Source organism: Lacipirellula sp. (assembly GCF_965279485.1).
Lineage (GTDB): Bacteria > Planctomycetota > Planctomycetia > Pirellulales > Lacipirellulaceae > Lacipirellula.
In genome coordinates, this window is the sequence record NZ_CBDIIC010000002.1 from 4,015,613 (window position 1) to 4,038,554 (window position 22,942).

The window sequence follows — 22,942 nt, forward strand, 5'->3', positions numbered from 1 at the left end:
CATCAGTTGCCTGCAAATTGCAGCATCCAGCTAGGCAGTAGCCAAGGTTGATCTTCCAGTTGTCAGTTCAGTGAAGCCATCAAGTTCGCTGTAAGTTATAAGGTCAGGGGGGAGGCGTGTCGGCTGTTTACGTTGGCGGCCTCTTACCGACAATATTGCTATCCTACTGTGTTACTTATGTTGGCTGTGTCCCCCCTTTAGGGACACAGCCAACATATAACGTAAGTTGTCGGTGTATGCTGCTGATGGGGTTTTTAAACCAGCCAACGTAAGCAGCCAACGTCTTGCTGAGGGGTTGGTTAGTTCACGCTCGTCGACCTTCTCCAGTTATTCATCACTGCTGCCAACTGCTTGGGCGAAAGAAGCCCCCCATTCAGCACCAGATCTCTCTTGCTATTTAAGAAGTCACTATGCGTCCCACTACGGTTGGCGTCCTTCAGCCAGTCTAGAGCTGCTTTCTCCTCATCGATCGCTAGATCGCCGCTACTCGCGGAAGGCCACATGTCTGGGTAGAGGTGCTTGATCTCTAAGCTCAGCGGGCTGTCGGGTGAAGCGTTAACTAGGTTGCGAAGCGTGATGGCAATGATGTTCGCATCATTCGGGCAGTACTCTGAACAGTAATCATACCTCCCATTAGTGCCATGAAGCACATAATGGCCCGCGAACCGCAGTCGGACTTGGTATCTGAGCTGTTCGGTCCAACTGCGGCTGTGATAGTAGTTGTCAATTAAGTCATCGGGCTTGACTAGCCTATGGGTCTGCACAATTCCTTCCAGCTCTTTATCAGTTACTTGAGTCGTTGAAACGGGTAAGGGAGGAAGGGCCTCTGGCTCAGATTCATTCCCACCCTCCCTCCCTGTGGGAGGTGAAGGGGAAGAAGGGAGAAGAAGGGGTAGGGCTGCGTCCGCGGCTGGTTGAGTAGCCGCGAGCGGCTGGTTGAGTAGCCGCCCGCGGCTGGTCGATAGGCCGTCCGCGGCATATGCCGTCCGCGGCTGCTCGACGGATTCCGATTCCTTGGGATGGTCCTTCTCATCTTCCCGGAGAAGTTCGGCAATCAGCGGATCGACTTGCTTCCCTTTCCTGATACGCTGTCGCAACTCTGCTACTAGCTTGCAAACCTCCGACTCGCTACCGCTCCAGAATTTATGATCAAGCTCGATGCGGTAGGTGTGCACCATTCCCGTCAAATTCGACCCGCGGCCCACGATTTTCACGATGCCAAACTGATCCAATGGCCTGGTGTAGCGGGAAACTTGGTCCTCGCTGCAGCCGAGGATGCGGGCAAGGACGGCACGCCCCTCGTCACGAGTAAGAGTGAGCCAATCGCAAGTTCTCAGGAAGTAGAGGCAGAGGAGTTTGGCTTTCTCGGGAATGGCGAGGCCGAAGATCACGAGTTCAGCGGCGTCGAGGAGCTTGCGATTCTCAATCCTCTTCCGGTCAATCGCGTCTCTAGCGTCTCGGACTTCCGACATGGCAGTTTGATCTGGCTGTGGGTACAGCGCGACCCCCGCCAGGTAAAATGCGAAACGCCTGACGGGGGTCGGTTGGTTGGTTGGGGATTATCGACGCAGTTTTCAATCGACGCGGGCGAGCTGTCCAACCAACGAGCCGCGTCGTACTTCAGACTTGTCTACGGGTATATACTCGGCTGCGAGTTTCCACGCAGGAACGCAAGCCGCTCACGAACCTTAGGCAGCGGAAAGCTAGACGGATAGAGGTGAAAGTGGGCGTCGACGATGATGTCTCTTCCTGTCGCTTGCAGTCGCCAATTATTTTGGGCGGTGGGGCAACCGACCTCCTAACATCCACGGACGACGAATCGAGAAGCTGGCAAGAGAGGCCATGATTATTCGACTTTCCCAAAAGCTGTCGAAGAAGGTGGGCGAAGCGCCAACGGGATCCCTTCCGCTTGCCCCGAGCCCGCTGGCCGATTGGTCGGGGCATCTGTTCACCGCCGATCGTACCCAGTACGTCATCTTCACGAACACCGCCTCGCTCTACTCGGCGATCTTCCTCGGCCGCGGCGTGACGGACGGTGCGCGACTGATCGACCGTGGCTTTGCGGCGATTCGAGACGTGATGGTTGGCGATGGCCTGGGTTGGCTCTATCAGCGATTAGTGGCGTCGTCGGCCGCGAGCGTCCGCTTCTCGAAGTCGCTCAACAGGTCCGTCACGGGATCGATGAATGACCTAATCAATTGCGCTAAAATCGGGTTGGTCGAGGAGGGGCTGTCACCATATGACATCTCGTTTAAGCTGAACGACATGCCGATGTCGGCGATTGAGTACGCCAATCCCCGCGAATCGCTCGTGGAGCTGGCTGCCGACGCGCCAGAGTTGGCGTGATCTTGGCACTATTCCCAAAGGGTCGGCAGACGGACGATATTCTCAAGGGTGGTTGGGTTGCAGGGGCCAAGCTGCGGCAGCGAGAATATTCTGATCGCGTTCGAAGGAGTTATTCTCAGACGGTCATTTGAGAATAGCCCGCAGAGGCCGTCTAAGATCACGCGACCACCTTATGGTGCTAGAAAGAGCAGTTCCTCTTCAACACTCTAGGAGCTGCCCATTGCGTCGATTCAACTACACGAGTTACGTCACCCCAAACGATCCCAAACGTCAGCGAACCGAACACTACGACAAGATCCGCACGGAGGAGACCACCCCGCATACGATTGCCCGGGCGTACCTCGCCAACCTCCCAGACGCCGTGCTCCTGAACGTCGAGGGCCGCATCGACTCCGCCGACTTGTCGCAGAACAGACTGCAGCTTACGCACTCATTCGAATCGCCCTTCCCTGGCACGGCCGTCGTCGAGATGCAAGAGGTCGAAGAGGCGGCGACGCATCCGCTCACGCAAGCGGGGTTCATCGCCTGGGCGGAAGATCGTGTGAGTGCCGAACCGACCGTCGACGGCAAACCGAACTCCGTAGAGTTAGAGCTGGCTGGCGTCCTTCACGAGCGACTCTCGGAGGGATTGTACGAGGAGAAGACGAGGGACTTGCAGGCGTGGCTCAGCGACATTCTCTGGTCCGGTCACAAAGGCTACAGCGAGATGTCGCGCGAGGAGCTGCTCGATCAGTTGCAAATCGAGTACATCGACGACGCCGAAGAATCGTTTGAGACGGTCGAGGACGCTCTAGAATAGCTCGAAACTGCCGGCATCAACATCAACGGCGGAGGGGGCTAACAATTCCCCCTCCGCCGTGACTGTCTATATAGTGTCGTCGAAATTCGCCGCTACTGGAATGGTTTCAGTTCTTCGGGAACCATCGACAGTTCCGAAAGAACGTTGCTCATCGCTTCGGAGACGTCGGTCCCCCTCCACTCCTTCTGAGGATCCCACAGGAAGGCGTCGGTTTCCTCGTCGTACTTCAGGTAGAGGGCTTGTTGAAGCTGGTCGACGATCTGTTCGAGCTCGTCGCGACTGAGATCTTTAGGACGCTGCAAGGTCGCCTCCAGGTTGTGGGTGATCAGCACTCGGAATCAGAGTCACGTCCGAAGAGTCGCTTTAGTAGCAGGTACAGGCCGAGGCTAGTCGCAACGGTGACCCACCATCGCGTACAAGGGTTTCTTACGAAGGCCGGTACGGTCTCCAGCGGCTGGGTTCCTCGCAGATCGCCGACGATCCGTTCGAGGATAGCTGCGCACTCCTCCAACTGGACCGCACTGACGCCCGGCTGCCGCAGCTTCCGGGCGACGTTGGCGAGGGTATCTTGGAGCCAATCAGCTTCCGGGTCGGGTGTTGTCATGCACTTGTTTCCATGAAGTTTGGCCAGCCAAAGGTATCTCGAAGTTTCCAACCTGCCGGATGCGGTTCATACGCAGACCAGTCAATCTCTTTACTAGCACCAGGTGCGGCTTCTTGAAGTTCGTCGCACGGGGAAGGACAGAGCGGGTGTTTCAACGCCCGTCTGCCAATCCAGAGGCTGTGCGGTTTGCCATGAAGCTCCAGCCCTTCGAGCCAGTGAGTCGGCAGCACCGGTTCGTCGCCGCTCGTCGGTTCGAGGAGGGCGCACCACGGACGAGCAACACGCAGCTTCCAGACCGTTCCCGATAATCGAACGCCTGATCCGGCGATTGCCTCCAGCAGCTCCAACACGTTCTCGTCGGGAAGTCCAAGCCGATCGATGCCCAGGCTCGCCAGCCGTCCCTCGAAGAACTCGCAGCCTGCAGGCAATTGAAAGGCAAACCGGCAGACCTGCACCCAACGCAAACACACCTCACGCAACTCGCCGTCGAGGCCGTGGATGTACTGGAGGTAAGTCGAGGCGAGCCAGGGATTTCCTTCAGGAAAGTCAGTCGGCTGGTTGGCCGGCTTGTCTCGCGGCATCAGTTCTCAATGAAGTGGTCGTGCTCGTTGGCGTCGAGGCCTTCCGCTCGTAACGCAGCGTAATGCGCGAGCAGCGTTTCGAGATTAGGCGCCAGGTAGTCGGGGCCCTTGAACGCTTTGCCCACGCCGGTCGTCACGTGCGGAAGCTTCGACCAATTGCTCTCGTGGACTGCTTCAAAGACTTCCGCTAACGGAATACCGCTGGCGACGGCGTCTCCGCAAAGCACGTAAAGCCGATCACCGAGTGCATCAGCGGCACCAGGAAGATCAGCCTCCGCATTCGCTGCAAGCCACTCCCCGAGTTCCTCCACCGCCATCGCCGCCCGACTGAGCAGAACATCCTCCGTACCGTTGGCAGCCCTCGCCATTTCCTTCGATAGCTGCATCAGTCGCTCGCTAAACATCAAGGCCGATGCCGGATCGCATTTTAGAGTTTGGGGCGTCGCGGCGATCGGGGCCTTGATGCGTTGATGGAAGCGTCGCACCAGGCCGACGCAAGCTCGTAGTGACAAGAGGTCTTCACGCATCCATCCACCTATAGTAGGGGTAACTATGGACGATAGTAGAAAAATGCACCCAATATATTGTCAAATGCCTCTTCTGCCGAGACAAAGGTTTCTCGCGTGTAACGAGCCTCAGGCATTCAGCTCTGTTCCGTAAACGTCGAGCGTTAACGCGAGAAAGTAGCCTCGCTGCTCGTCGTGGTGAAACGTCGCGATCACCGGTACTTTGGCTTCCTCTGGCGGCGGGCCGATCGAATACCGAAATCTCGTCATGCTGGGGAATCGGTCGAGCAGGAATCGCAGCCCAATCAGTGCGAAGATGCCCAAAGGCTCCTGACGATGGGCTCGTTCGAACTCGACAGGATCGATCTCCCGTTCCACCAGCGTGCGAATGCGAGGGTCGAGCAGCACGGGGTATTTGATCCCCGCCATGGCTGCTGAAATTGAAATGTCTTCGTACTCGCTCCAGGCGAGATCGATGGCAGGAGGTTGGTCGACTTTGGGCTTCGGGTTCAAGTCGTTCCCTTCGAGTTGGACTTTGATCTTCTCTGACTTCGGGCCGTTTTGGCACAATCAGGGCATCGAGTCACTTGGAAAACGTCCGAAGTGTGAACTAATCGCCGGTTCTTGCAGCCTTCGGCCTGGCATTGAATCTCGACTGTTCGCCGCCCCTTGTGCGGACCATCGGCGTGGGCAGCGAGCGTCCCGGCGATGACGTGAGGGTATTTGGTTCGCAACTGCTTTTCTGCCGCGGCGAGCTCTTGAGGAACTCCTGTCTTTGCCGCCTTCGTCGTTCGTTTTGGCTTGGCGGTCTTCGGTTGCTGAGCGAGGATGGAGCGAGCCTTACGAAGGGAAAGGCCGTGTTCAGCGGCGTAAACTCTTGCTCGTTCCCAGGCGGCTTTCAGCGGGTCAGAGTTCGCAGCCATGGCGGATTCTGTAGCGAGAAGTGGAGCGTCACCGGTCTTCTGGCATCAAGCGGCTCTTGCGTGAACCCCGGTTAGATATGCAGAGGTCAGTCGGTGAGCGTCAGCATCTCCACGCCGTTTGCGAGCTTTTGACGCTGTTTGGCCGGCACATACTGCTCGTGGACGAATTGGTTGACTCGTCCGACGCCTACGCCCAAGGCTTTGGCGATCTTGATTTGGCCAACGCCTCGATCAAGCATCTCCGTTGCCTTCTTGGGGCAGAGATAGTTCTTCCGCGGTCCGATCTGGCTGCCGCGGGCGCGGGCGGCTCGCATGCCGGCCTTGGTCCGTTCGCGGATAAGGGACAGCTCGTACTCACTGAGCACCGCCAGCAGGTTGGCCTGCAGTCTGCCGACTGGCGTGTTGATGTCAAAGCCTTCCCGCAGGCTGATGAGCGTGATATTGGAGTCGTTGATCGCACAAAGGATTTTGACCAAATGCGGCAACGATCTGCTAAGGCGGTCAAGCGCAGGGATGACCACGATGTTGACTCGCCGGCGGCGGATCGCTTCCCACAGGTCGTTCCATGCAGGACGAGAGTCCTTGGCGCCGCTCTCACCGATGTCGACGTACTCAATGACTTGCTTCCAACCACGATTCTGAGTGTATTCGCGCAGATCCCTGAGTTGGGCGTCGGGGGATTGTTCGCCGGTCGAGACTCGGGCGTAAACGGCGACTTTGGGCTGGCTCGGCATGGCATTCCGCTCCTGAACGCTGGGAATGCAAAGTTCTAGCTAAGCAAGCCATTACGATGAAGTACTCCGATCCTCGCGACTAGCTCCCCCGTCATGGGAACCTTATCCTGTCAGTCACGCCCGGTATTGCAATTCAAACTATTCGCCTTAAGCTCACTGGAATTGTTGCAATCTCCCTTTAGCCTCCTGAATCGTTGGCAGTATGAGGAGAGAAGCGATGGCGCGACCGTGCCTGATAAAGTTGGAGAAGTTCAATGGCAACCCGTTCTTACATCCGCTCTGACTCAAATTTTTGTCGCGACTGCGGAGGGCCAATGCTCAGGGAAGCTGGTCGTGTAAAGTGCGAGAACGAGCCTGGAAACGGATTGCAGAAATACCCCAAGGAAGACTGCTTGCCCCTGCCTTGGGATGAACGAAACTTCTGTGAGCACTGCGGTAATCCGGTACCGAAGCCCGAGGTCTGTGAATACGAAGAGTGTGGATTGCCTCATAATTGTCCATAGCCCTCCGCACTGGTCGCTGTTCTACATTCGTGGCAGCGGGATCGCTTCGGTGCACGCGGTGATTTCGCTCTGCGGTATCTTGGCGTAGCGATCCAGCAACGATTCGGTGGACAATCGCACGGTGGCGAGTACCACTCGGCTGTTAGCCCCCGACAGGATTGCCTGCGTGACCCGGTAGGCTCGGAAGGAATGGAAATCGACCAACGCCGGCCCGTCCGGCGTATGCACTTCACATGGGATGCCGGCCGCCTTTAGATCTTCGCGAAGTACCGACGCCGCCTTATACCACCACGAACGGCTTCCGCCCCATAGTCGCTCGTGGCGAGGCTTGCCATTCAGCCAAGAGACGAGCAGCTTTGCAAAATCGGCGCGAAGTTCTATCCGGTCCAGTGTTCGCCGCTTGCTGACCGTGCAATCGACTTGGACAAAAGCAGGTAATGATTCGAGATGGAAGCTGCTTGGCGACAAACTGTTAAGTTCTTGGGCCCGCAGTCCAGTTTGTGATGCGACAAGGTACAACCAGAATCTCGAAGTACCCGACAGATTACGTATTGGCGGTCTCCTTTTCGTCGCTTCAAGAAGTTTACTGAACTGCCCGTCGCTCAAGATCGCGCGGCGGCGCGAGGTATTTGAGTCACCCTTGAATTTAGACATCTCCTCTAGGACATTCGTTGGCCAGCGACCGTGGCGCTTCATCCAGCGCGACCACGCCCGCAAGCCTTCGCGGTAGCGGTTGGCCGTGGTGGTGGTTGAGAACTCTCCCTTGGCCTGAAGTGAAGCAATCGCCTTCACTGATGTTACGGCATCGAGTTGCGAGTACTCCGTGATCTTGGCTTCGGCTAAGACTCGCTCGATACGGCGCTGGACAAGACTTGCTTGCCGACGCGTGTTCCCTTGGGCAATCAAGTCGTCAATGTATTCCACAAGCGCAGCGTGGATGCCGCTGGCCAGAGTGCGGGCGTGCGGATCCGCCTCCAGAATAATCTCTTGAATGCGTTGTTCGACATAAGCGACGGCACGGCGGCGAGCCGCCGTGCCGTCAGACGTCTGCAGCGAAATGCTCCGAATACGCCGAGGCGGATCACGCAGCAGACGGAACTTCTGCGCGTAAAATTTCGCAGGCTTTCCGCGTCCGTCGCGATAGCGCTTAGGCGGACCAATCAATCGATATTCGGGCAATGGCACTGCCTAACTCCGAGAGAGTGTGTGGAAAAAACCACCATCGGAGCACAGCAATACTGTGCTCCGAAAGAATCTCTCACAGACCTAGGGTTTCTGATGACGCTTCAGCCAGTCGAGGACGGCACGCTTTTCCCAGCGCCGGAAGCCTCTCTTGGCTCCGGCAACATTGATCCTACTGGAGCGAGGAAAAGTCCGAGCTTCACTTTCATCGTTGTCGAGTCGATCAACGGTTCGAACGCTGAAGCAGGCGAGGCGCTTTACTCCCTTGCGACAGATCCACTGATCATCGTCACCAATGAGAGCGCAGCAGGGACAGACAGAACGACGCGGTTTAGATGGCATAAATGCTACCTATGTGCGAACCACTAACCGGCGCACCAGCAGACTGGAGCGAACCGGCGATCTAGTTAGTTCTGCCATAGGCGCCATCTCGCCCTAGAGTTCGTAGCTGGCCCTGGAAGACCCAACGCTACGTCCCTGGACACTCGGACGCTCGACAGCGGGGGCTGAACGGCCCCCGAGAGGAGCATAATAATACCATAACCGCGGTTTCGCGTCAATAGCACTCGCGATTTATTCCGAGGATTGAGAATTTCGTGGCCAAACAATTTGGGGCCCGTTAGGCGTGAGGCGAATCTTATAGTCGAACCTTCCTGCACCCTCTGGCCGAACTTCCTCGCGATGAGTTAAGCGGCTTCGCAATTCTTCGAAGATCCAATCTGAATTGATCGTTTTGTCATTTGCGTATCTTGCGAGGTGCTCAGTATAGAAGTCAGCCAGCTTAATCGATTCGCCGTCGTTAGTCGTAAGCTGGAAGCGAAGAGCATCGAATGCGAAGTACGGAAAATCGCCAGAGCCATTAAGCCGCTCCACGAGTCGATTCGCAAACTCTTTTCGAGAGAGGGCCGTGTTGTCCTGATTGGTCAATTCGCTCATGTCGATGCTCCTTCGGGATGTGCCTCACGAACTCTGCCGCGGTGTAATGAAGTTATTCTGCTACCCCTTAAAGTACAAGCTTTGACCTTCTTAAGTCGGGCCCAACGTATGCCTGGACGTATGCGGCGCGGTTCTCGTCCAGTCTTCTGTAGTCTCGTACAGTCTCGAAGACCCAGATTCACTGGATAAAGAAAAGGCCCGTCCAGAGCCCTTTCGGAGCGTCTGGACGGGCCTTAATAGGACTGGACGGGTCACTTCGTCCAAGTGGAGGCGGCGGGAATCGAACCCGCCGCCAAACTCAACAAATCCCGAGAAAGAACGCAATTCCGGAACGCGACGCACTCCAGGACGCATTGCAAATGCTGTCATTATTAGACGTGGCGCTGCGCTGCTCTGGATAGAGCGTGAATTCTCAAGTTTGGTATTGATCGTGCTTGCTCACGCTTCGTGGGAAAGCACGCCCTCATCTACTAAAAGTTTCTTCGAATGTTCGTTAATTGCTCCGAGCGGAATGGCGATTTACGCGACCTTCACAGGGTGCTTGTTAGCGAGAGTGACGCAAGCCAGTAATTCTCAGTTCTAGCTTCGCTACTGCCATGGTAGGCGTTTATTCGCTCGCTTTGCCCACTCGGCGTCGCGGCGGCGGCGGGCTTCGTAGTCTTCCGGGGTTGCTGCAGCAGGGGCTGCCGGCGTGTTGCTCTGTCCGCGCAGCGTCGGCTGCTTCCATCGCTCGCGAATGATCGTCGCAACGATTGGTCCGAAGCGGACTCCAAAGAGCGCGAGGATGACGAGGACGTTCAAGGTCATCCAGGCTGCTCGGGACCATTGCCGGACCTCGATCGCTTGCCATACAATCGCCCGAAGCGAGGGAACGATCTGGAGCAGCAGAGCGAGAAAAGCCGTAATGAGCAGGACCTCGAGCCTCATTGCGCCGGCGCGCACGGGTGGACGCGACGTGGGTTGGCGTGCAGTTCTGACGTTCATGGCGGCGTTGTCCTGCATGTGCCTGAGCTGATTGTCGCCGATTGATTTACTTAGTTGCGGGAGCGGACGGATCGACGATTGGTATTTCTTAAATGCCGGCAGGTGTGGGAGCGTGTTCGTAGCTGCCGTGGCAGGTCTTCATCTCTTGGAAGTTTGCTGACGTATCCTTCTATACCAAATTTAAAAATTCTACGATCTGATCGCGATCGCGAATTTACTCAAGGTGCGACTGTCCCTCTGTCTTCGCGTTGGACGCGAAGGCAAAGGCTGCAAGAAAAGGCACGGCGAATAACACGAAACCCGAGAGCAACTGCGCACGGCGTTGCAGGTTTCGGATAGCAACTGCAAGATACCTGTAACCTCCTCCGTGAACCATTCTCGTGTCGTCTCGATAGCGACTTCCGCCACCAAGTTGAGGGGGAGTAAAAGGCGTAACTGCTACCGTCTGTTGTATGGTGTAGTTCGGGAGCGCGGAGGGGGCTAGGAGTCGGAGTGGGATTGTGCGGGCTGGTTGCCGGATCGCAAGTCTGTGCTCAGGCAAATCGCTGCGGTCAATAGTTGTCGTGGGGTAGTAGCTCCCAAGGCAGTTATTTAGCGCTGGGTCAGTACGCATCCCTAGCCGAACGCGCAGCTTAGCGTAAGGCTCGCTGAACTGGCTGACTGACTGGCGTTCAGCCTTTCGCAAGCCTCGAGCACTGCCGCTGTGACGCTGCTTGAAACGGGGCTAAGGATTTCGGTGCTCGCCGTCGTGTTTGAGGGGGGCTCTGAGAGATGCTGCTCGCCGCTTCGCCAATCGCCAAACGAACAGCCCGAGGCATGCTCCAAATGCCATTGAGACGAGGAGATTAAACATGGACGCTGTACCTTGGTGTTTCGGTGACTGAATGACCCTCGGCTAATCATAGGAGGCGAGAGGTCATTCAGGCAAGATTACCAACCTACAGCCTCGGCAAGCGTTTGATTTCCAGCTCATATCGAGTCGCAACGCCGTACGCTAAGGTTTGCCGTTCATGGCCCTGCGCCGCCTCACGTAGATTAAAGTGACAATCGCGAAAATAAGAGCGGTGTTTCCTGAAATCATGAGGAATCGCATTCTCGATCGCTCATAAGGGCGAGAAGTTGCAACCGACTTCACCGGTGCGAGGGAGTTTGCGAGCGTCAAGCCATCGATGCCTGTGAGTTCTAGCTCTCCATTTGTAGGATGAATCGTGATGTTGTCGGTTGCGCGGTAAACACTGACTTGCCCCCCCCTCCGATCGACAACTGAGGATCGCTTTTCCACGGCCAGCTCAAAGTCGGCATCCGAAATTGGGATATTAAGAGCGACATCGGTCGTTAGCGTCTTAAACACGTGCTTACTGGTTACCTCACCGCCTAGAGGCCCGTAGTTCAAATTCTCCCACTTTGAAATTATCGAAGGCACTTTTCGCATTCAGGTGTCCCGCTCCCAGCTGTTCATCTAACGAAACTCCCGGTTCCATGCCCGCCGCCGTCTGAGTCCATTTCGTTGTGCCATCTTTCTGAAAAATATCACGAGTCGATCCATGTACGTTGTTCAACTTATCTGCTGAATTTAGCAAGATGGCTTTCATAACCTCCGGCTGTTTAGCATTATCTGTCCAACGCGGCGAGCCAACTGCCGTAATTTGTTGGTTAGCCCACTGTTGCAGGAGAGCCGCGGTACCCGTCACATGCGGCGCTGCGAAGCTGGTACCGCTTGCAATTGATGGCGTATTTCCTTGCCCCGTCATCACGATATCAGTCCCGGGGGCGATGAGATCAATAGTGGTCCGTACACCCGGCAATGCATCAAAGTCCAAGGTATTAAAGTCCGCTGCTCTCTGAAAAGGGCCCGAACCTGCGACGAGTCGATCAGATGCAGCTACGGTAATTCCGTTGAAATTGTCCTGAGGAATATCGACAGGTGCAGCCTCTGCTCCGCCAATTACATATAGCACGTCGTGCTCGCTTGTTGACCAATCAACGAACTGGGTCGCATGTTGATTTCCATCAGTCTCTTGCAGAAAGTTTTCAACTGACCGGCCAGCACTGACGTTGATGATTCTTACGTCCGAGGGGTGTGTCGCAAGCCGATTTGCTGACATTGCAAACCGCTGATCCGCACTTAGTCCGACGGGTGCACCGTTGATTGCCGAAGAATAAAGGCTTGCACCCGGAGCCACTCCTTGCAAGCTTGGAGTCGAGGCGTTTGCAATCATCACCCCAGCGACTTGAGTGGCGTGTAGACCCTCACGCTGCTCTTCCGGTTCCAGGGGAGCATAGATCACGTGAGCCGAATTGGCGGTATCCTCACTGGTGCCCGCATAGACATTCGCTGGTTGCACTTGGCTATTAACCCATGTGGCGGCATCGAATGGCATTCCGTTTTTCATCGGCATGCCGGGCCTGCCAGATTCCACTTGGCCAATCGCCACTCCAGCACCCGTAAGGCCTAAAGCCCTTGAGTTTATGCCGTTAGGGCCCGTTGTAAACTCCGAACCCATCGCGTTGGAAGCAATAGCCAACCCGACACACAATCCAATTAATGTTCGCATTCCTCACTCCTTTATTTTTGCGTCTGCGATGACTCGAAATTTGAACGAACCGCTAACGATTCGCTCCGCTGGGACCTTCGCCAACCGAGCAATGATTGGCGCCGGACCCGTGTCATCCGATCTTTTCATCACGACGTTCACGTCACCGGGAGGAAGTTTTGGGAGGGGTATCAAAGCGAAGTGAGCTGATGAACTCATTAGCTCATGTGCCATCAGGTGGTAAGCCACTGTGATTTCACCATCGTCGACTTGCACGTCATCCAGACAAAATGATCTGCCTGAAAAATATGTGTAGATAACCAGTGAGAACTCCCCCTCCGCCGAGATCTCCTTCAGCGATTTTTCCTTACCCGCAAGCACTTCCCGCGCTCGTTCCAATGCTTCTTTCCCAACACCGGCCACAATGAAGCCGTCACCTGCCTTGCGACCTTCTGCTGGTACCTTACGATGACCGAGTAGTTGAGCGGTTTGCTCTACTACACTGCTGTTGATGAAATCCTCGGCTGACTGTGGATCCTTCTTTGGAGGAGGGACCAACTCTTTAACATCGCTTGTTCCGGCGATGTTAAAGCCCCAAATCTCCTTGAGGGGGATTTCTTTTCCCCAGGCCGCAGAAGAAACCATTGCGGCAAGAATACAGACAACAATCCGTTGCATTCGAAACCTCCGTTCTCGTTGATGCCCCGCGGCAGGACATTGTACTGGATTTACTTCTCGGGAATCAGGGTCTTATAGTAATCTTTCTCTATTTGATAGCAGCCGGCATTGCATTCCCGGCCTGCTCGAACGACCCTAGTGGATTTGTCCCGAAGATAAATTTGCTTAAGAACTAATTTGGTCGCACAATTCTCCCAGAACTTTATCTGGAGGATGTATGAGTGCAGAGAGCAAGAGTGAATCGAAAAGGAAGAAGTCTGACGCACGCGAATTGAAACCCGCCCACGTCATTCGTGAGGGAGGTGTCGCGGCAGTGATTTGGCCCCGACAATCGGCGACTGGCTTCCCCTATTACGAGTATTCCATCAGCCGCTCGTGGAAGCTTCACAGCGGGCGTTCCGGTTATTCGCAGAATTTTTTCGCGAAGAACCACACTCAACTCGTAAGAGTGATTGAGCTCGCTAGCCAGTGGATTGCTGAGAATGAGCCGCTATTAATTCAGGCGGAGTCCTTAGCCGCATGATGGAAGGAACGCCCCCCGACCATCAACGACAACCGACAAACCGCAGGAAGTCCTCCCCCCAACGTCTCAAGAACCGACGGCGTTAGAAGACGCCGCGACCCAGGAGAGATATCGCCAGGAGTACCTCACGCAGCTCCGCCGTCTATCGTGTCCGGGATGCGGTGAAGACAATTCAGTGTTCTGACACCGCCCGAGGCACGCCTAAGAATTCGATTCGAACTCGCGAAGCAATTCGTCGAAGAGTTTCTGTGAGTAGCGATAGTTCGTGCGGGCCAAGGCGGCCAAAGAGTCTCGGAGTGAGACTCGACCCTCCCTGGCGGCACTCAGTAACACGCCAAGCGTGCCCGTCACTTCGAGGCCTGCGGCCTGGGCAACTCTGACTCCATCTCTTTCGTCAATTAGTAACAGGGCCCCAATTTCGCTCGCTAGCGAAATTGCTGACGCCTCCCCCCTATCTAGCCTGGCTACAGCAGGCAATTGATTCTGTGGCTCTCTTACTTCGAGCCATGCAGGAAGCTGTTTCACCCACTGCTTGAGCTTCTCTGGCGAAGCTTGCTGATTCATTTCGTCAATGACGTCTGGTGTCGTGATGACTTGGCCGAAAAGTTCCGGGAGGAGATGAACCCGATCGATGAGAATCAGGTAATGGAGCGGGGTAGTATCGGAGACGACAATCATTTCGCTCGAAGCTGCTCAAGACGGGCGGCTTGATTCATGACTGTGTCAAGCGACGGTAAGTCGTCAACGACCGCGTGCTTACTCAGCAGCTCTTCCGTTTGAAAACGGTCGAGGCCAAGCGTGAGCCCTAGCTCGTGATGGGTAATCGTGCTGCGGCGGTAGAGATCAATGAGGAGAGCTTCCTTAGCCGTCTGATCAAGGTCGACGACCTCCCTACGAAGGTGGGCTTCGAGTGCGGATGGAAGGTTAATGCATACTGACATAGTGTTGCTCCTCTTTCCTCAATAGTAGCACGGTTTCCCTGCTACAGGCAAACCCGAACTACGCCGCTTGGTCGACTTCCAACGGCTCAAATGCCTTGACGATGTTCCTTCTCCAGCGGACCGACTCCATCAGTACTTGGTCGAAACCGGCTGCCTTTCGCTTCTTATTGATCAGGCGAACTATCTTTCTGAGTTGACGCCAGACTGGCTTGTAAGGTTCAAACGGTAGTGCGTTTATCTCCATCGCCAGTCGGCCCGCCGTCCGATGGCACGCAATGGACAGGAAGTAAGCCCGCAGCTCGGTGTACCGCTCCCGGGAGATGAGCACCCGGGCGTGGAACTTTTCGTCCCGCACCGGAGCCTCATCCTTGGAACGTTTCTTCTTGAAATCCCCCCTCTTCAGATAGATGGAATATCCCTCAATCTGAATCGGAGCTTCGCGGATGTCGCGAAGCTGAGACTGCTCGGCCGACTTCATCGGGTGACTCCCTTCAGTCGCCATCAGCACCCAGGTCCGGTCGAACCTGACGTACTGAAGGTTGGCGAGCCCCTTCTCCTTTCGGCGAGCTCGCGTCCACTCGCTCTGCACGACCTCGTACTTTTCAAGCAACTTTTTATCGATTGCTCGGGGGTCTTTCCCCTCGCCGACCGTCCCTTGGACATAGTGACAGTAGCCATGCCGCAGCAGACAAGTCGCAATGCGTTGAACGAACCCCGTAACCGAAGTCGTCTCGTACTTGTATGGTTCCTTTCTCATTTCCATCCCCCCTTTTCATGACGACTCAAACAGCAAACCGTCATAAAAAGGGGCAAGCTTCTTGCTTGCCCGGAGAAAAAACATTCGTGCAAAATCAGCTCAGCAAATGTTGCGGAACTGTCCATCGTTCTCGCCTCACGCTGAGTAAATGACTTCGCAAAACCTCGAAGGTAAAAACCTAGCCTTCGATTTTTGCGAACCTTCCATGCCACGCAGCCGCATTCAATCTCGCGGGCTGCTACTAAACTCTTAGCAGCAGCCCGCCCAATTTCATGCTAACCGTGTTGCTAAACACCTCGGTGAAAAACCGTCGTGTGCAAAGCACACGTCGCCTATCCACCGCCAATTCGCTGCCAAAAGACTTCTCTTCTCCCGAAGAGAACTCGTTTGACCACCATGCTTCCAACCAAGGACCGCCGGAGGCCTCCACCTGGAGGACCTCCGGCACAGTTATCCGTCTGGCTTAGTAAGCCAGTCGTCGCTTTCGTCGGCTCTCATGCTCGGGGTACCACCCCCAAGCGAGCACGGGTCATGACTGCCTTGCCATGACCGCCAGTCGGTTCCACCGACTGACCGCTCGAGACCTTCGTCTCGACCACCGCCCGGACCTCTCGCACGCTCCCGCGTGCTTGAGTCTCCGGCTCTCTACTTGCGACCCGCTCCCTCGCCGTCGAATTTGAAGCACCAAGGCGACGAGCCTTGGCACCGGTTACCAACCGGCCTCGACGGCGATTCCTACGTTAGTCAGTACCTTCATGTTTCGAATCTCGTGGGTGAGAGGTGTGACCCTCATGGCGAACGATTCTAGGTGCGGCCGCCAGGCCGTCCTACTTTCCACCTGGCACTTTCGTGCCCGGCGATTTCCGGGGTACGAGTCTAGAAGCTCCCCCTACCGTGTGAATCATCCACTTGTCCCCCTCGGCCCTTCGCTATCGCGAGTGACCGAGATTCTCGGCAATCGACTTTCGAAACATTTACCGGCAAGCGGTTACCCGCCTTTCATCGTTGAGCTTTTCACGTCACCAGACTTACTGGTGTACTCGAAGGACGTCACTCCCCCGACACGGCCTCTTGCGAGGCTCGTGGCTCCCGACGCCGGACAACGTTGAACGCCCCTTCCTAGAGGAAGCGAACCCCGCGTGTGGATTTGGCTGCATCATTGCAGCCGCACCGACTTTGAATACTGACGGCTCTGACCAGAACTTCTGTCAGAGAATTTCCGTATCGCCCCGCATCGGGGCGAGAAAAGAACATTGAACAATAGGATAGAATGATGAGATTACTTCGAGCGTCATCGCTGCCATACAAAGGCAGCGAGCGGTTTCGAGATTACTTCATCAAGCCTCCTTCGCACGTACCGAGCATGTCTCCATGCAGCACGCGCTACCGGCAGAACGCATGAGGGATGGTAAATCCCCTCTCCTTGGCCTGGTTGGTGACCAGGCTAAACGGATGCGTTCTCCAGACGGATAACTGCTGCCAAAGCGTTTAACGAACATCGACAGTCGGGAAAACCTATCCTGGTTTCCCTGAGTGTCCGTATAACACGCAGGCGATCCCTAATCAACTTCGCTCCCCCTTCGCCAGCAGAATCATGCTGTGTCTTTTAGCGTGTGGGCGAGGGTAACCATTAAGTATTTGAGAGTTTTGAGCGGAATGCGTGCTTCGAAAGAATTGTTCTTCATATTGCTCTTAAAATGGATGCCCGCACACCTTCCCTCCTCGTGATATATCGCAAAGCAACTATGGCAAAGGCAGTTACGCAATTGCCGCATGAAGTTTCTTACTGAGTCGGGAGCGTCCATTTTCGACGCGCCGAAATCAATTACTTCTTTCGGACCGATGCCCCACTCTTTCACCGGGCAAGTTGGTATTCGGTCAAACATCCTCTCTCGTGATAGGATCAACAGCCCGACTGAGCAATTCAGTAACATCGTAGGATCATACGGACGGGGATATTGCACCATGATATCCACAGTCCGAGTAATGAAATCGATTTCGAACTCGTCTGCAAAATCCATTGAAAGACTCTCCCTGTCTACGCGTCAGCGCTCGCTTGGTTACTTGGCGAAGCGAGCGGGAACCGATTCGTTGCCTCTGCTTTGTTTTTCAAGTTCCAGTCTAGAGGCATCACGCTAGGAGCTGCTCTGCAAAGCTCGCGGCCAGTCCGTACGGAACTGTCACTCCCTTTGACGGTCGAGGCAGCGCGGCGTTCATTGATGCCACATCCGCTGTCACACCTCCAACGCAGGCAATTTGCATTTCATCCGCTGGGGTGCGGAAACGCAATTTACCTTTAATTTATGGAGGAAAGAAAAATGAACAAGCAAAGCAACAAGACAACGAACAAACCCGTTCACACCGTCCGCATCGGAGCTGTGTCGGCGAGCGTTTTTCTCAATGATGGGAAAGACGGCGCGAAGTTCCCGTCGGCAATCATCCGCAGGTCGTACAAGACCGAGGCGGGTTTCAAAGACTCGTCGAGCTACGGCGGAAGGCACCTTAATGAGTTGGCGGCAGTCGTCTCAGGTCTTCAGGCTTGGTTCGCAGCCAACTACCCCGATACCGGCAAGTAAGCCGGTCGGCGGGCGGGGCGCTTCGTCCCCGCCCGCTTTTTCTTTTCTTCGCTGGTGGGTACAAGAAGCGTCGGCTTCGGAGCTTCTGGAGTTATCGGGCATTTGTCGACAGCACCAGACTGAGCAGCTCGCATCACGGCTTCGGCGGCGGCGAGTTTTTCACGTAAGTCGTGAGCGACGATGGATGCCATCCCCAACATTCGGCAAGCGTCGGCATGGAAACCCGCGAGTGCGAGAGCCTTGGCAATGGTTCGGAGGTCGGTTTCCGACCGTGATAGTAATTCCGGTAGTGTCATTTCCATAGCCAGGAAACCACGTTGGTTAATTGAGATACGTGTTCCCAATTTAATGACTGGGCGCCAGCAATGTTAGTACCTAATGCCACACTCATTTTGTGGAAATGATGCCTTGTCGGCTTTTGCGACAAGAACACCCCAAGACGAATCGGACCAACAAAGGAAGATTTTGGGACTGTGAGGGAATCGGAAATTGAAGAGTCTTCCTTCTTGCGACCTATCATCATTTAGGGCCCCGGCAGGGTGACACCCCAAACGATGACAGGCCGACGAAGGAAGAAGAAAGTGGCTATGCAGCGGACTTTTCTGCTTTGCACTGAGTAGCAAGGAATTGCCTAGCGCCTCGCTCTAGTACCATGCGGCGGTAGACCGAGAAGGCAGAGGTCTTCGCTTGTTTGGACCTTAGATAGCCTTCCGCAAGAGTTGCGCCGACATGCTCAAGCATCGTCTCTTCGAGCTCGGCGAGTTCCGTTGGCGTTAATGCCAGGAGGTACGCATCGACTGCTGATTGATCAGGCGCCGCCTTCTCAATGGGCGAACTATTTCGTGGCATCTCTGTGACTACAGCGGGCATCGGTTGAAGTTGCTTCTTGGGCGGAGCATATCCTTCCCGAATTGACTTCACCAAATATCCGGCGGGATTTCGGATTGACTCGCGGTCTTTCTTCTCAAGCAAGCGATCGAGCACCTCCATTTGCATCTCGATCAATTCTACCGGAAACTCTCGTACAAGTTCCGCAGCGACGGACGGCGTCACACCGCGATCCGCTAGTCTCTTAATCGATTGAGATTCTTCCTTGCCGAGTAGCTCAACTTGCGGAACCGCTTTCTTGATAAAGACAATCTTCCATTGGCCGCGGCCGATTTTCACGTATCGCTGCGCCACCGGCATCGTTTCGAGGAAGCCCACGGTTTCGAGCTCATCGATTGCAGGCTGAAGTCTCCGTTTCAGTTGACCAGTGTCATAGTTGCGGCTGACGCCAATGTGCTCGCAGGCAAACTCTGCGAGATCGAATTCCCAACGAGACTTGTGATAGAACCGTTTGTCGAGAAAACGGTACATCCGTTTCGCTGCCGCATACTCAAGTTGTCGGAAGAGTCCGAGATCGATTGCCTTCAAGTATCCCGACTTGAAACTACGAAAGACGACTTCGTTCCAGGCGAAAGATGAAAGTGGGGGCTCGGAGTTGCTGCTGCGCAATCGCTTCAACCTTCGCTCTTGATCGTAGAGAGTGACTTGCTCCAGGATATGAAAGTTTTCGTCGACCCAGGTTTGCTCGTCCTTATCCCACCATGCCTTGTCGTAGTAGAGCGTGACGCCAAGCCAACGCTTGAGAGACTTTTCCAGGCGATCGTAACTCCGTCCCTCGTGGCGCCAACCCAAGATTTGGATGAGTTGGTATCGACTGAAGTTCACTTTTCGTTCGGTGAAGCGATTCTGCTTCGTCAATTGAATGAGCCCGAGGATCACTTCGTCATCGAGTGAAGTCGGCAATCCGTACTTGTCAGACGCTGAGATTGTGAGCCGCCGCGTGATCATTTCGGACCGACCCGAATCGAAGATGCGATCCTCAAAGACGAGCGTTTTCTGATTATCAGGAACTCGGTCGGCGATTGCCGCCAGCGGGAACTCGGCGAGATTCAGTTCGTCACGACCGTCATCGAGATCGAATGGCAGCGGTGCTTTCGTTAACAGTGAGTCATTGCGATTAGCATCTTCCATCCATTCCCTTCAAAGAAAGCAACAACAGTCCTCTGTTGTTGCAAGTTACTTAAAGTTATTAACACAAGAGTTACACCCTTGAAAAGCCTTTTTTTATCGAATAGTTACGCTTGTTTTTTCTGTCTCATTTCACCTTAGAGCGAGGAGATTTACTGTCTCGTTTCCCTTTAGTCCCTGCTTCATTTCACGCTAGTAGCCTGTTTCGTTTCCCTGTAGTTGGCAGCGTAATTCTGTCTCGGTTCACCGTAGTCGCCTGTCTCAGTTCACCGTAGTGAGCCAAAACGTCCGCTTTTTGAGGTTCTAGGCAATTCCCTGTCTTGATTCACTCTAGTTGATCCAAGCGGACGATCGCGCAGCTCAGGAACTCTGCTTCATTTCACCGCAGTTCGCAAGGAAATCCTGCACGCCTTCCCTCTAAGGGCTTAACGTACGGATGATTGGTGCATCGTTAATGCGCAGCTGTGAAGCATCTTCGATATAACCTTGGATGTCCGAAACAAATAAAGCATGCTTGAAAGAGCACGGCCTGTCAGTCCGAAAGCGTGCGTCTGACGATCTACGAGTTCGTGGCAAGGAACATTTCGCATGTCTGTAAAAAGCGAGCGCGGCTTCGTATGTCGTAGCGTGACGCACTTTCCTAAGCCGTAACGACGCGTCCGCTGACGGCGGATGATCAGCGGCTGGTTGATACTGTGGCAGGATCCGACAGTTATCTGTTTGCAGTTCCGATGCCTAACCTTCAAAAACGATATTTCCGGCGAGCCGCAGATTCTCCTTCTGCTCGGCGAACGGATCGATGCCTTATCTAAGGACCCATTTACGAAGATCGCCGTGTGACGACGAACCTCGCTGGTTTACGGTGACGTTGCGAAGCAGTACGTAACACCAATTGAGGCTTCGACAGTGCTTTGGCTGGATTTGCTGGCCATGTTGGCTTGGCCAGCATGGCCAGCCACGAACGCCTATCAATCCGGCGAAGCATTGTCGGCCAGTCTGAACATGCCAGCCAGTGCCGCTTGCAAATAATGTCTTGCCAGGCTGGCAATCTTCGTGCGAGGCTCGAAAACATGTTCATTACATTCACCAACACTAAAGGGGGAGTCGGCAAAAGCACGCTCTCCTGCCATCTCGCCATCTGGCTCTTTGACCGCGGTTACCGGGTCGCTTTGCTCGATACCGATCCGCAAGGATCATCCTCCGAATGGATGCGAAACGCCGAACCGGGAATCACCGTCCGCGTCACCAGCGACAGTGATGCCATCCAGACGGCTCGCAATGAACTGATGGCCGCGCATGATTTTGTGATCGCCGACGCTCCGGGCGCGGAAGGGGGAGCGGCAAACGCCGTCACCATGCTCGCCGACCTCGCAGTACTGCCCCTGGAACCAACAGCGCTTTGCGTTCGCGCGTTGAAAGATGCCCTCAAAACAATTCGCCTCTCCCAAACCGTTAGAGAAGGGAAGCCGGAAACCGTTCTAGTATTGAACAAGGTCAACAAGAGGAGCCGAAGAACTGCCACTTTGAAAAAACAACTGCGAACTTCAGGATTTCGCGTCGCGGAAAGCGAGCTTCGCTGGCTCGATGCGATAGCGGAATCATGCGATTCGGCAGTTACGCGGGAGACAGCGCCGAAGTATGCCGGTGGCGCCATGGACATGGAGGCCTTGTTCGTTGAACTCATGGCGGGACGCTTATCAGACAGGATCGCGGCCAATGAATAAGCAACCTGATTTTGGCAATGACTTGGCCTCGCTGAACGAAAACATCGACGCCGAAGTGGGTGATGTGCTTCAGGTGCTTCGGCAAAAAAGGGGCGATGATCGACCGGCAATCTTCAAAATCGCAGGGGACCAGCAAGCAGAGCCGCCAGTATCAAGTCCGAGGCCGACTGATTCTGATTCAATTACCGTGAATACTCCAGCGCGCCGTCAGCCTTCAAGTCGCTCTCGGCATACTCCCGTGGTTCAACGGGAAGAAGTCTGGAAAAGTGTGACGACCCGCCTCCGACTCGAAACTATCGGCCAGCTCAAGATCGCCTGCTTACGGCAGGAACTGAAGAAGAAGTCGCCCCACACCGGGCAAGCGATTATCGACGAAGCGCTTGCCGATTGGTTTCGCAAGAACGGATATGGCCGCGGACAGGATGAAGGTATCGACGAGTAAGGAACGCATGACGTTCATCTGCGATCAGCAGATAAAAGGATTGGCGGGCCAACCTGCGATCGGTGCGAATTGCTCGCTATTGCGACACCGGTGACAGCCTGAAATCACTTCGCTTCTGATTCGCCTTTAATTGCGGTATGAATGTATCTGACGAACAAAGGCAAAGATTTTTTACTTCGATCTCAGCTGAACCCTTCGATGAAGCGATCAACTTCGATCCAAAACCAAACTCTATCGCTATTCTTGTTATTGTAGTGAAGTCTGGTCTTTTAGGAGGGTGTGGTGGCGGCCACATCAAATTCCATGACGCATGATCATCTAGTCGAAAATAAAAGTTGGTGTATCTAGTTGCCTGAGGTCTTAGGGATCGAAAACGTAGCTCACTGGGAGCAAACTGCCACTGATAATGATGCCTGTCCGAAACGCGGATAGTGAGCACCGGTTCCGTTTTCGATTTACTAGTGCACCGTGCCTGAAAGCATATCCACTGCTGGTTCAGAGGTGATCTAGGGAGACGGTCCTGCGGATGGACGCCAATGTATGAAGCTGTCGCCTTACCGCTACAACGATATTTGACTTTTAGCACGTCGCCCAGGTCCTTCCGCCCGCCGTCGAGACGCGACACGCTTAGCGACGCTTCTCCGAGTTCCGTC

Annotated in this window: 23 protein-coding genes; 6 read left to right on the forward strand and 17 right to left on the reverse strand. The window is 54.9% G+C overall.

Annotated elements, in window-relative coordinates; translation table 11 throughout:
• Positions 1-299: 299 nt before the first annotated feature.
• Entirely contained in the window at positions 300-1,472 is a 1,173-nt protein-coding gene (locus ACQY7R_RS23630) for a hypothetical protein (protein ID WP_428308010.1), read from the reverse strand.
• A gap of 370 nt (positions 1,473-1,842) precedes the next feature.
• On the opposite strand from ACQY7R_RS23630, the gene ACQY7R_RS23635 reads away from it, so the two are divergent.
• Together ACQY7R_RS23635 and ACQY7R_RS23640 are read left to right on the forward strand one after the other, a co-directional pair.
• Entirely contained in the window at positions 1,843-2,346 is a 504-nt protein-coding gene (locus tag ACQY7R_RS23635; RefSeq protein ID WP_428308011.1) for a DUF6933 domain-containing protein, read from the forward strand.
• A gap of 220 nt (positions 2,347-2,566) precedes the next feature.
• Positions 2,567-3,145, forward strand: coding sequence for a hypothetical protein (locus ACQY7R_RS23640; RefSeq protein ID WP_428308012.1), 579 nt, complete (start codon positions 2,567-2,569; stop codon positions 3,143-3,145).
• A 92-nt stretch (positions 3,146-3,237) separates the two neighbouring features.
• Here ACQY7R_RS23640 and ACQY7R_RS23645 read toward each other — a convergent pair whose 3' ends face one another.
• From ACQY7R_RS23645 to ACQY7R_RS23675, 7 genes are all read right to left on the reverse strand, one after another.
• Entirely contained in the window at positions 3,238-3,447 is a 210-nt protein-coding gene (locus ACQY7R_RS23645) for a hypothetical protein (protein WP_428308013.1), read from the reverse strand.
• 23 nt (positions 3,448-3,470) lie between these two features.
• Positions 3,471-3,749 carry a hypothetical protein gene (locus tag ACQY7R_RS23650; protein ID WP_428308014.1) on the reverse strand — a complete coding sequence of 93 codons (279 nt, stop codon included), beginning with the start codon at positions 3,747-3,749 and terminating at the stop codon, positions 3,471-3,473.
• On the reverse strand, positions 3,746-4,330 hold the full coding sequence (locus ACQY7R_RS23655) for a hypothetical protein (RefSeq protein ID WP_428308015.1): 585 nt from the start codon (positions 4,328-4,330) through the stop codon (positions 3,746-3,748). Before ACQY7R_RS23655 ends, ACQY7R_RS23650 begins: the two co-directional genes overlap by 4 nt.
• Entirely contained in the window at positions 4,330-4,857 is a 528-nt protein-coding gene (locus ACQY7R_RS23660) for a hypothetical protein (RefSeq protein WP_428308016.1), read from the reverse strand. The genes ACQY7R_RS23655 and ACQY7R_RS23660 overlap by 1 nt, the downstream gene beginning before the upstream one ends.
• A 108-nt stretch (positions 4,858-4,965) precedes the next feature.
• Entirely contained in the window at positions 4,966-5,406 is a 441-nt protein-coding gene (locus tag ACQY7R_RS23665; RefSeq protein ID WP_428308017.1) for a hypothetical protein, read from the reverse strand.
• 439 nt (positions 5,407-5,845) lie between these two features.
• The gene (locus ACQY7R_RS23670) at positions 5,846-6,493 is read right to left on the reverse strand and encodes a recombinase family protein (protein ID WP_428308018.1); all 648 of its coding nucleotides are present in this window, start codon (positions 6,491-6,493) and stop codon (positions 5,846-5,848) included.
• A gap of 524 nt (positions 6,494-7,017) precedes the next feature.
• Positions 7,018-8,181 carry a hypothetical protein gene (locus ACQY7R_RS23675; protein ID WP_428308019.1) on the reverse strand — a complete coding sequence of 388 codons (1,164 nt, stop codon included), beginning with the start codon at positions 8,179-8,181 and terminating at the stop codon, positions 7,018-7,020.
• Between the two features lie 21 nt (positions 8,182-8,202).
• Between ACQY7R_RS23675 and ACQY7R_RS23680 the strand changes: the two genes are divergently transcribed.
• Positions 8,203-8,547, forward strand: a complete 345-nt coding sequence (locus tag ACQY7R_RS23680; protein WP_428308020.1) for a hypothetical protein — start codon at positions 8,203-8,205, stop codon at positions 8,545-8,547.
• 204 nt (positions 8,548-8,751) lie between these two features.
• Here the strand turns inward: ACQY7R_RS23680 and ACQY7R_RS23685 are convergent, their stop codons facing one another.
• The 8 genes from ACQY7R_RS23685 to ACQY7R_RS23720 all read right to left on the reverse strand — a co-directional run bounded on the left by ACQY7R_RS23685 (position 8,752) and on the right by ACQY7R_RS23720 (position 17,552).
• Positions 8,752-9,114 carry a hypothetical protein gene (locus ACQY7R_RS23685; RefSeq protein WP_428308021.1) on the reverse strand — a complete coding sequence of 121 codons (363 nt, stop codon included), beginning with the start codon at positions 9,112-9,114 and terminating at the stop codon, positions 8,752-8,754.
• 588 nt (positions 9,115-9,702) lie between these two features.
• On the reverse strand, positions 9,703-9,921 hold the full coding sequence (locus tag ACQY7R_RS23690; RefSeq protein ID WP_428308022.1) for a hypothetical protein: 219 nt from the start codon (positions 9,919-9,921) through the stop codon (positions 9,703-9,705).
• 1,544 nt (positions 9,922-11,465) lie between these two features.
• Positions 11,466-12,653 (reverse strand): S8 family serine peptidase, encoded by a 1,188-nt coding sequence (locus ACQY7R_RS23695; RefSeq protein WP_428308023.1) that lies wholly within the window; start codon positions 12,651-12,653, stop codon positions 11,466-11,468.
• Between the two features lie 3 nt (positions 12,654-12,656).
• Complete coding sequence (locus ACQY7R_RS23700; protein ID WP_428308024.1) at positions 12,657-13,310, reverse strand: hypothetical protein; 654 nt, start codon at positions 13,308-13,310, stop codon at positions 12,657-12,659.
• A gap of 724 nt (positions 13,311-14,034) precedes the next feature.
• The gene (locus tag ACQY7R_RS23705) at positions 14,035-14,511 is read right to left on the reverse strand and encodes a DUF3368 domain-containing protein (RefSeq protein ID WP_428308025.1); all 477 of its coding nucleotides are present in this window, start codon (positions 14,509-14,511) and stop codon (positions 14,035-14,037) included.
• Positions 14,508-14,774 carry a hypothetical protein gene (locus tag ACQY7R_RS23710; RefSeq protein WP_428308026.1) on the reverse strand — a complete coding sequence of 89 codons (267 nt, stop codon included), beginning with the start codon at positions 14,772-14,774 and terminating at the stop codon, positions 14,508-14,510. Before ACQY7R_RS23710 ends, ACQY7R_RS23705 begins: the two co-directional genes overlap by 4 nt.
• 58 nt (positions 14,775-14,832) lie before the next feature.
• Positions 14,833-15,531: a hypothetical protein gene (locus tag ACQY7R_RS23715; protein ID WP_428308027.1), complete on the reverse strand. Its 699-nt coding sequence runs from the start codon at positions 15,529-15,531 to the stop codon at positions 14,833-14,835.
• Positions 15,532-17,123: 1,592 nt separating this feature from the next.
• A complete protein-coding gene (locus ACQY7R_RS23720; protein WP_428308028.1) occupies positions 17,124-17,552 on the reverse strand; it encodes a HEPN family nuclease in 429 nt (142 codons plus the stop codon).
• A gap of 297 nt (positions 17,553-17,849) precedes the next feature.
• Between ACQY7R_RS23720 and ACQY7R_RS23725 the strand changes: the two genes are divergently transcribed.
• Positions 17,850-18,107: a hypothetical protein gene (locus ACQY7R_RS23725; protein ID WP_428308029.1), complete on the forward strand. Its 258-nt coding sequence runs from the start codon at positions 17,850-17,852 to the stop codon at positions 18,105-18,107.
• Positions 18,108-18,692: 585 nt separating this feature from the next.
• Here the strand turns inward: ACQY7R_RS23725 and ACQY7R_RS23730 are convergent.
• A complete protein-coding gene (locus tag ACQY7R_RS23730) occupies positions 18,693-20,126 on the reverse strand; it encodes a replication initiator protein A (RefSeq protein WP_428308030.1) in 1,434 nt (477 codons plus the stop codon).
• Between the two features lie 944 nt (positions 20,127-21,070).
• On the opposite strand from ACQY7R_RS23730, the gene ACQY7R_RS23735 reads away from it, so the two are divergent.
• Positions 21,071-21,847 (forward strand): AAA family ATPase, encoded by a 777-nt coding sequence (locus tag ACQY7R_RS23735; protein ID WP_428308031.1) that lies wholly within the window; start codon positions 21,071-21,073, stop codon positions 21,845-21,847.
• Positions 21,840-22,289: a hypothetical protein gene (locus ACQY7R_RS23740; protein WP_428308032.1), complete on the forward strand. Its 450-nt coding sequence runs from the start codon at positions 21,840-21,842 to the stop codon at positions 22,287-22,289. Before ACQY7R_RS23735 ends, ACQY7R_RS23740 begins: the two co-directional genes overlap by 8 nt.
• The last annotated feature ends 653 nt before the right edge of the window (positions 22,290-22,942 follow it).